Consider the following 9736-nt stretch of genomic DNA (forward strand, 5'->3'; position numbering starts at 1 on the left):
ACTCTCCTATCGATATACTTCCAGGTCAAGTATAGCACCATACGGATAAAATAGCAAAAGCAGGGGGGAAGGAAAAAGGCGGGGAGACAATAAAAAAAGCAGGAGACGAGGCTCGAACTCGCGACATCCAGCTTGGGAAGCTGACGCTCTGCCAACTGAGCTACTCCTGCATAGTGCAGAAAAATGGAGCAGGAGACGAGGTTCGAACTCGCGACATCCAGCTTGGAAGGCTAGCGCTCTACCAATTGAGCTACTCCTGCCCGTTTGACATATTTATTATATTACATCACGGCGGGTTTTGTCAAGCAAGGGCCGGCATTTTTCCGGAGCCCCCCGGCCCGGGGGCTAATAGGTGAGGTTCGTAAAGACGTTGATGCTCTCCTTTTTCAGCACCGCCTCGGCCCCGGAGGGTGCGGAGTATATCCTGTCCCTGCACTCATCGGTCACGTAGAGATGCCTGCAGCCGGCATACTCCCGGGGGAGGGTCAGCCGGGCTTCATCGCCGTCGTTCACCACCAGCAATGTCCGGGCCTTGCCCTTCTTCACTCCGCAGCACCACACCCTCTGGACTCCCTTGTCGTCCAGACAGCCCTTGACCCGGGTCTCAAACACGTCGGAGCCCCCGGGAATATATCTCATCACCAGAGCCATGGGATAATAGCTCACCGGGTCGGGACAAAAATGGCCGTCCTTGTCAAAGGTGAGCAGCCTCCAGGCCTTGTGATAGTTGGTGTTGTACACCCAGTAGGCCACGGCCTTGACCCCCTGATTGAAGGCCCGGGCCGTATATTCGGCGCTGTGGAGCCTCTGGATAAAGAGGGCGTCGCCGGTCTCCGTGGGGCTGTAGGCAAAGGCGCCCAGCTCCCCTATCACAAAGTTTATATCCCTGCCGTGGGTCCTGTTGTATTCGGCTATCTGCTCCATGGCGGGCCCGTTTTCCTTGTCCTCGCTGAAGGTCCTGATGGTGCCGTGGGCCTTGTTTGAGGACGGGTCGTCATATTCGAAGCAGGACCAATAATCGTGGCAGGACACTAAGTCTATGTTTTTGCCCGCCCGGTCCAGGAGCTGCTTCACTCCGTCCTCGGGCCAGCCCTTTTCCCGGCTGTAAAACACGGCTCCGTCAAATCCCTGTATCCCGATGAGGTCCCGGACCCCCAGGCGCTCCAGCTGGGCTCCCAGAGTGCCGTAAACCTCCGTGAGGGTGTCGTAATACCGGTCAAAGCCTTCGGGCTCGTTGTAAAAGGAGACTCCCTTTACGCAGGTAAAGCCCTTGTCCCGCCTCAGGTGGCGGCAAATGGCCGCCAGAGACTCGGTGAGCTCGGGGATACTGCAGTAGAGGCCCCTTCTGTCCTTGGGGGAGTCGGGGCTCTTGAGCCAGTTGCCCAGAGGGCCGGCGAAATTGCCGTTGTCCTCGTCCCAGTTGCCCAGCACCACGTATTTGTTCTGCCGGCTCCAGCGGCCCAGCAGGGTGTAGAGGGCGTCCATGTAGGCCTTGTCGTTCAGATAGTTGGCCTCCGGCAGCTCAGGATGGGCCTTCCGGTAGCCCGGGGAGAAGACAAAGCCGCCCTCCAGGTCCGTGTCCCAGGGGTCGGAGTTGTCGTTCACCGGCTCCCACTGGTTGACTCCCACGCACAGGCGTATATAGGAAAAGCCGGCGTAGTCCATGAGGGCGTTGAAGCGGTCCCACTCCTTTGTGTCCCCGGGAAAAGGCACGTGGCGGCTCTCGATACCGTCCCACTGGTCCCCGGTGATCATGTTGAAATATTCATAATCGGAAAAGCTGAAGTTGACCCCGGGCCCTATGATGCCCGGATTGATGATGTTCTCTTCGTCGGCCTCGATACTGCCCTCCAGGGCCCACAGGGGCAGACAGCACAGCAACGCCATCAGCGCCGCCCATACAGCTTTAGTCTTCATTGTTCGTCTTCTCCGTGATGTTTCGAAACTCTTCCAGGGAGGCCTCAAAGCACCGCAGCAGCCGGTCCGAAAAGACCCCGCATTGGCCTCCCAGTATCATGTCCGCAGCCTTTCGATGGCTGACGGCGCTCTTGTACACTCTTTCCGAAGTCAGGGCGTCGTAGGCGTCCACCACCGACACTATCTGGGCCCCTATGGGTATATCGTCCTCCTTCAGCCCGTCGGGGTAGCCCCGGCCGTCCCACCGCTCGTGGTGCGAGCGGCATATATCCATGCTCAGCCGGAGATAATCGGGATCCCAGTAGCCCTTCATGCCCGTCAGCAGGGCGCTGCCCTTTTCCGAGTGGGTCTTCATGAGCTCAAATTCTTCCGGCGTGAGGGAGCCGGGCTTCAGCAGCACCGTGTCGGGAATGGCTATCTTGCCCAGGTCGTGCAGGGCCGAGGCCGAGGTGATGCTGTCCACGAGCTCCTCCGTCAGGCCGTATTCGGGGCAGGACTTCATGACCTGGGTGGCCAGTATGCGGGTCAGTCTCCGCACCCGGCGCACGTGCTGGCCGCTGGAGAGGTCGCGGCTTTCCACCACGTTGCCCAGCAGGTCCACGATGCCGGTGCTCATGCGCTTCAGGGCCTCGCTCTGACTGCGCAGGGCGGAGGTGCGCTCCTCCACCAGCCGCTCCAGCCGCTCCTTTTCCCGGGCCTCCCGCTCAAATTCGTCGTTGACGTCCATAAAGGCAGCGGCGGCGTGGAGCCTGTCGGAGCCCCGCTTGACCCGGAGCCGGTGATAGGTGACCTGCCCCGACAGGGTCTCCCGGAACACCGCGGAGAAGCCGTCGGCTTTTTCCAGCTGCTTTTTGATGTTTTCCCTCTTGCACACCTCCAGCATATAGGGCCTGTCCTGCTCATAGACCACGTTGCCTATGTAGGCGCCCATGGCGGCCTCAAAGTCGGAGATGGAGAGGACCCCCTCCAGCTGGGGCTGTATCTTGTATGCCGTGAAGGTGCCGTCGTCCAGATTGATGTAGAAGGCCGAGACGTAATCGGCTGCGAACAGGTTGAAAAAGTCGTTCTGCCGCACGGTCTCTTTTTCCAGACGGCGGTTCTGCTCTATGATGTTCACCTCACGGTCAGTGTTTCTGAAGCCGCACACCAGACCCGCGGGCTCCGTCTCCGAGCGTATATATTTCACCTGCCAGTTCTGGGCCATGCCCCTGATGATCATGTGGAAGTTGTAATAATAGGTCTTGTAGCGGTCCAGCTGGATCTTCACGTTTTCCAGACGGGTGGCGTTGCTGAAGCCCAGCCGGTCCTCGGGAGCCACGAATTCGTCCTTTATCAGCTCCATCCTGTCGGCATAGGGCATGGAGGCAGGCCAGAAGTCTCCGGGGAGCCCCAGGTCCACGGTAATGGTGTAGAGGGTGTCGGCGCCGTTGTCGGTGTCTATCTGCAGCACGCAGGCAAAGTCCTCCGCCAGACCGTAGAACACCTTCATCATCTCCAGAGTATTCCGCTGCTTTTCGCTCTCTATCTCCTTGGTGATCTCGGGGTCAATGTTTTTGATGCCCACCACAAAATAGTCCGGGTCGTCCCCCCGGGCCAGCTTCATGCGGTTGTAGTAGCTCTTGCCGTCCTTTACGGTGCGATATACCAGGGAAAAGCTCTGCTGGAGCCTGAGCCTGGTCTCCACGTTTGCCGGGGCCAGCTGCCGGGCGACGAAGTCTCTGTCCTCCGGGTGTATGTTGCGCCGGATGCCGTCCTCAACGCGCTTGTAAAAATCCTGCTCCTCCGGCAGCCTCTCCACCAGACTGTCGTATTCGGCGGTGAGCCTCAGAGTGGTGAGGGTGTGAGCATGAGAGTTCACCACGAACACTGAGTCATAATCCGCGGCCAGTATCCTGGCGGTCTGTTCTCTGAGGATGGCCTGCTTTTCCTGCTGGGACAGGGACTCGCTCATCCGGGTCAGGCTGCGCTGCTGCTCACTGTGGGCGGCGGAGAACCTCATCATCTCCCCCCAGAACATGACGAAGAGCATGAGCATAAAGCCTATGGAAGCGTAGTTGACGTGGAGCACCACGTGCAGCAGGGCTATGCCCAGCACGGGGATGGTGGCCAGAAAGATGACCGCTCCCCTCTTTCTGTGAAAGGCGGCCGCCAGACCTGCCAGGGCGCTGACCACCAGGTAGCCGTAGTTGATGACCGCAAACAACGGGAACAAGGAGCCCCTTTCGTATTTGCCGGCGTCGGAGAGGTAAAACAGCAGCCCGTTGGATTGGGCCGTCACTGCCAGATACACCACTGCCAGAGAGGGCAGCGCCAGAAGTATCAGCAGGGGACGCCTTTGGATCCACTTGCGGCCCAGAGCGCCCATGGAATACACGAACCAGCAGGCAGAGCCTGCGATGAGGGTGATGAAGTATATGGAGTTTGCCGCATAAAAGGCCGGAGCGGACATGGCTCCGGAGCTCTCGCCCAGGGCCCAGGCGGCGTCGCAGATCAAATTGACGGAGTAGCAGACGCTCAAGGTATATATGACCCATTCCGCCCCGGTGGAGATACCCTTGAGGTAGTATCTTCGCAGTATCCCCACAGACAGTATTATGAATACACATATCAGATCCAGCCCCGCATAGCTGACGGCGCCCAATGAGTTCAGATCATACATATCTGCGTCCTTCCCGTAGTATTTATACTCACATTATAGCATACCGGGATGAAAAAAGAGCCTTCCTGCGGGGATTTTTCAAAAAATATTTCGTTGACGGCCTCCCTGAGATTATGCTATATTCATAGTGACTATATTTTGTTCTGCCCGGGTTTGCCGGGCAGGAGGAGTGACAGCGCGCTATGAAACCTATGGATTTTTCGGAGCACAACGCAGAGGTCCGGGCCGTGTGGGAAGCTTACCGCGCCGGAAGGCCCGTCAGGGTCCCCATGATACTCGGGGTCAATCCGCGCATCATTATGGACGACCCTTCCGTCAACACTAAGGGATACACCTTCCGGGATTATTTTGAGGACCCGCAGACGCTCCTTGAATGTCAGCTGCTCATGCAGTATTATTCACGGCACAAGCTGTTCTGCGATCAGGAGATGGGAGTCCCTGCCGCGTGGCCCGTGTTCATAGATCTTATGAACATCCACGAATGCTCATGGCTGGGAGGACAGCCCGTGTTTCCGCCGGGACAGGTGCCCTACTGCGGGCCCTTCCTGTCGGAGGACAACAAAAGGAGCATCTTTGACAGAGGCATCCCCGAAGTCTTTACGGGCATATACGCCAGGGTGGCGGAATTTCGGGAATATATAGAAAAGAAAGCCGGGACCTTCGAATATATGGGCAGCCCCGTGTATATATCCGGCTGCACGGGCATGGGCACCGACGGGCCTCTCACCGTGTGCTGCGACATACGGGGCGCAGGAGAATTCATGACAGATCTCATGGCCGACACCGATTATGCTCTGGAGCTCCTGGATCTTGTCACGGAAGCCATCATCAGGCACCTGAAGGCCTTCCGCAGCTACATGTTCGGCGACAACGCCCACCTGCCGGTGATGGGCTTTGCCGACGATTCCATCCAGCTCATCGGCGAGAAGACCTACAAGGAGCTGATACTGCCCTTCCACAAAAGGATAGTGGACGCCCTCCGATACGATTCGCCGGTGGTGTCCATGCACGTGTGCGGCAACGCCCAGAGGCACCATCGGACACTGGTAGAGGAGCTGGGGGTAAATTCCATAGACACAGGCTTCCCCATGGATTTTGCAGCGGAGCGCAGTCTTGTGGGAGACCGGTGCGAGATACTGGGCGGACCCTCCGTCCCCTTTCTCGAGACCCACAGCCCGGAGGAGGTGTACAGCCACACCCGGGATATACTTACCAGCGGCATAGCCGATTCGGGCCGGTTTGTACTGAGGGAGGGCAACAACCTGCCTCCCACGGTGCCCGTGGAAAACACCTTCGCCATGTACAAAGCCTGCCGCGCCACCCGGATCTACTGACGGAGAGCGATACTTCGGCTTTTGCCCGTTGCAATAGGCGGGCTATTGTTCTATAATAGTATTGAAATACACCTGTTTTGAGGAACGCCATGAAATTACTTTTTGCAGCCGCGCTCTTTCTCTTTGTCTGCGGGAGCGCCTTTGCCTCAGCCCTGTTTCACGGAGCCTACGCTCCGGACCTGGGTGTTTTTGAGCCCTCTGCGGGCATAGGAGAGCTGTGTCTCAACGGAGCTTGGCAGTTCATGGGCGCGGAGGACTCCTCCGCCGACCCCGGGGAGCTGGAGCCCGACCCAACGCCTATCTCCATCCCTTCCCCCTGGAACGTGAATTCCTTTTCCTCGGGCAACGGGGGCGACTTCCGCTGCTATCCCTCCTATCCCAAGGAGTGGGAAAGCTATAAGCTGGGGGTCATGACCAAAGAGTTCACCCTGCCCTCCTCCTTTGAGGGCAAGGAGATATTTATCTGCTTCAAGGGCATCGCCGGAGGCTTTGAGGCCTTTATGAACGAAGAGCAGTTCGGCGAGGGCTTTGACTCCTTTATGCCCTTTTATTTCGACGTGACCAAATACGTGAAGCCCGGCGTGAACACCCTCACGGTGAGGGTGGTGCCGCCTCAGGATTTCAACAAGCAGGGACCCCGGGGCAATATCACCTACCCCTCCGGCTCCTTCTGGGGCATGCACATCAGGGGCATCTGGCAGGACGTGATACTGTACGCCCGGGAAAAGGTGAGCATACAGGACGTGTATCTGGACCCCTCCGTCTCCTCGGGCCGGGTCACCGCCGAGGTCACGGTGGCCAACTACACGGACAGCGCCAAACAGGTGGACCTGTCGGGCAGCGTTTACAGATGGATCACCGGCAAGAACGGCGCCCCGGACCCCGCCGACAGGGGCCGGGCGGACTTTGGCAAGGCCCTGGCGGAGTTTTCCTCGGCCTCGGTGACGGTGCCCGCCGGCGGGATGACCACAGCCACAGTGACCTGCTCCGGCGCGGGCCTGCCCCTCTGGAGCATGGACAAGCCCTCCCTGCTGCTGGCCTCCTTTACCCTGTCCGGGGACTCCGGAGACCGGCTGGACCGGCGCTTCGGCTACAGAGAGTATGAGATCAAAGGCAGGGACCTGCTCCTCAACGGCAAAAAGATAGTCCTGAAGGGAGACTCCTGGCACTTCATGGGCATCCCTCAGATGACCCGCCGCTACCCCTGGGCCTGGTACACCGCCATCAAGGCCGCCAACGGCAACGCCGTGCGGCTCCACGCCCAGCCCTATCCCGAGTTTTACATGGATATGGCCGACGAGATGGGCATAGCGGTGCTGGACGAAAGCGCCATATGGGAGAGCCACTGCGCCTTCAACTTCATGGTGGACGAATTCTGGACCAGAGCCCGGGACCACGTGAGAAGGCTGGTGCTGCGGGACCGCAACCATCCCTCGGTGTTCGGCTGGTCCATAGAGAACGAGGTCGCCGCCGGCATGGGCGTGGCGGGGCACACGGAAGAGGAAAGGTCCATGGTGTATGAGAAATGCGGCGCCCTGTACGATATCTGCCGGGAGCTGGACCCCTCCCGGGTGTGGGTCTCCGGCGACGGCTGCGAGGACCTGGGCGGACAGCTCCCCGTCAATATGCTCCACTACGGCGGCGGGGACTACTACAAGACCATAGCCGCCAAGTCCAAGCCCTGGGGCGTAGGCGAGTGCACCGCCGCCTACTACGGCACTCCCAAGGAGGTGTCCAAGTGGAACGGCGACCGGGCCTACGAGAGCATGCTGGGCAGGATGGAAGCCCTGGCCTACGAAAGCTGGGCCAATCTGGCTCTGGACCAGAGGGCCAACGGCGCCACCTATATGTGCGTGTTCAATCTGGCCTGGTACGCCCTGCAGCCCCTGCCTCTGGGTCTGGCGAACACAGCCAAAGCCCCCGCCCTCAGGGACGGCATCTTCTTTGACAGGCAGCAGGAAGGGCAGCTGGGCGTGCAGCCCGAAAGGCTGGGCCCCTACACCACTACCTTCAACCCGGGCTACGACCCCTCCCTGCCTCTCTACAGGGAATGGCCCATGTTCGAGGCCATCAAAGACGCCTTCGAGCCGGCGGGAGCCAAAAAAGGCAAGTGGTCCGCCCCTCCCGAGGAAAAGGTCAAATACCGGTATCCCGCTCCCTGGATAGACAAGGTGTGCTACGCGGGTGACAAGGGCAGCAAGCTGTATTCGGTGCTGCGGCTGGCGGGCTGGGACCTGACAGGCGGCGACGACGCCCGGATGCTCCTTGTGGACGGCTCAAGCCTGGACCAGAGCAATATCGACGCTGTACAACGGAAGGCCGACGCCTTTACCAGGGCGGGGAAAATAGTGTGCGTGTGGGGCCTTGACAAGGGCAACGCTCCTCTGGTGAGCCGCATAGCCGGCGCCGGAGTGCAGTCCGTGGAGCGCCGGGCCACCTCCATGGTGAGCAGGTATATCCCCAACGCCAAGCTGTATTTCACCGAGTCCTCCAACAAGGAAATAATGAGCAGCGGCATAGGCGGCGACATCCTGACCAGGGGCAACCGGGTCATAGACCCCTGCAACACCGAATGGGACGCCTGGAACTACCGGGGCGAGAACGTGAAGACCGCCGCCGTGTTCCGCACGGAGCAGGAGCAGAAGCCCGACGCCGCGGCTCTGGTGTCCGTGCCAAAGGACAAGGGCAAGGTGCTGGTGTGCAGCATAGACGTAATGGCCCCCACCAAGGACAAGATACTCCTCTATTCCGAGCTGGCTGCCTTCCTGGGAGTGAAGAACGCCCCCCTGGAGACGGACGACAATGCGGCAGCCTCGGCTCTGGGAGACATACAGCATCTGAAACAGAGCCCCTTCTTTGACTGCGCCGACTTCACGGAAGCCAACGAGAAGGACTTCGTCGGCATGTCCGACAGCGTGGACACTGCAGATTGGAAGCCGGCGTCCGCCAACGACAAGCAGCTGTTTGACTTTGACGGCACCAAGCACACGGACAAGGCCGTGTATCTCTCTATGTGGATGTATTCCCCCAAGGCTCTGGACGAGCTGCTGGCGGACCCCAACGTGCCCAAGATCACCTTCTCCGGCGGCTCCGACGACGGCCTGCAGGTCTTCGTCAACGGCCAGAAGGTATTTGAGGACAACAGGATACACCCCTGCCAGGCCAACCAGTTCTCCACGGGCCCCCTGCCCATCCGCAAGGGCTGGAACCAGATCATCTTCAAGGTGAGCCAGCACGACGGACAGTGGCAGTTCATGGGAGGCTTCAACTGCACCGACATGGACTACTGGTCCACGGTGGTGTGCTCCGTGGACAAGGGAGAATAAACCGACAAGCGGGCCCGCGGGCCCGCTGTTTTTTTGCGCCGGGAGCGCGGGAGCGCATGAAGCTTTTTCATACAGCGCAGGTGACCCCGGCCGGCAATATACCGCCGGGAAAAGGCGCCTTGAGCGGGCGCGGGAGCGCCCGCTCAGGGCTTAATAAAACAAAGGGTGTTGCCGCCCGGCAACACCCACCCACCGCCGGGATGGCACATAGTCTTTCTGCCCTGCAAAGCCTGTGGCTTTGCAGGAGGAAAACCATGCCGCCCGATCGAAGAAAAACGCAAGCCGACACCACACCCCGAAAGAACCGCGAGCCGCGGCCACGGACCAAGCCGGGGTGGGAGGGGCGTTATCCGGGGTCCCCGAAAAATCGCAGATTTTTTGGGGTATAAAGCCCCTGCTCAAGCCGAAGGGCAAGCGTCGCCGTCAGGCGCAAGGCGGAAAAGGCAGAAATGCAGCTTCTTTTCTGCCCCGTCGCAGAGCGCAGACCTGAGGCGCAGACG

Annotated in this window: 4 protein-coding genes and 2 tRNA genes; 2 read left to right on the forward strand and 4 right to left on the reverse strand. The window is 59.7% G+C overall.

The features are described 5' to 3' along the window. Positions 1-97: 97 nt before the first annotated feature. The 4 genes from IK083_06065 to IK083_06080 all read right to left on the reverse strand — a co-directional run bounded on the left by IK083_06065 (position 98) and on the right by IK083_06080 (position 4576). A tRNA-Gly gene (locus IK083_06065) sits at positions 98-170 on the reverse strand. A 14-nt stretch (positions 171-184) separates the two neighbouring features. Then, positions 185-260: transfer RNA gene (locus IK083_06070), tRNA-Gly, on the reverse strand. Between the two features lie 85 nt (positions 261-345). Continuing rightward, positions 346-1917, reverse strand: a complete 1572-nt coding sequence (locus IK083_06075; GenBank protein MBR4749119.1) for a hypothetical protein — start codon at positions 1915-1917, stop codon at positions 346-348. After that, entirely contained in the window at positions 1907-4576 is a 2670-nt protein-coding gene (locus tag IK083_06080) for an HD domain-containing protein (protein MBR4749120.1), read from the reverse strand. The genes IK083_06075 and IK083_06080 overlap by 11 nt, the downstream gene beginning before the upstream one ends. Before the next feature lie 182 nt (positions 4577-4758). Here IK083_06080 and IK083_06085 point away from each other — a divergent pair, with 182 nt between their 5' ends. After that, entirely contained in the window at positions 4759-5910 is a 1152-nt protein-coding gene (locus IK083_06085; protein MBR4749121.1) for a hypothetical protein, read from the forward strand. 89 nt (positions 5911-5999) lie between these two features. Beyond that, a complete protein-coding gene (locus IK083_06090; GenBank protein ID MBR4749122.1) occupies positions 6000-9236 on the forward strand; it encodes a hypothetical protein in 3237 nt (1078 codons plus the stop codon). Positions 9237-9736 lie beyond the last annotated feature (500 nt).

The organism is Abditibacteriota bacterium, assembly GCA_017552965.1.
Classification (GTDB): Bacteria; Armatimonadota; UBA5829; order UBA5829; family UBA5829; genus RGIG7931.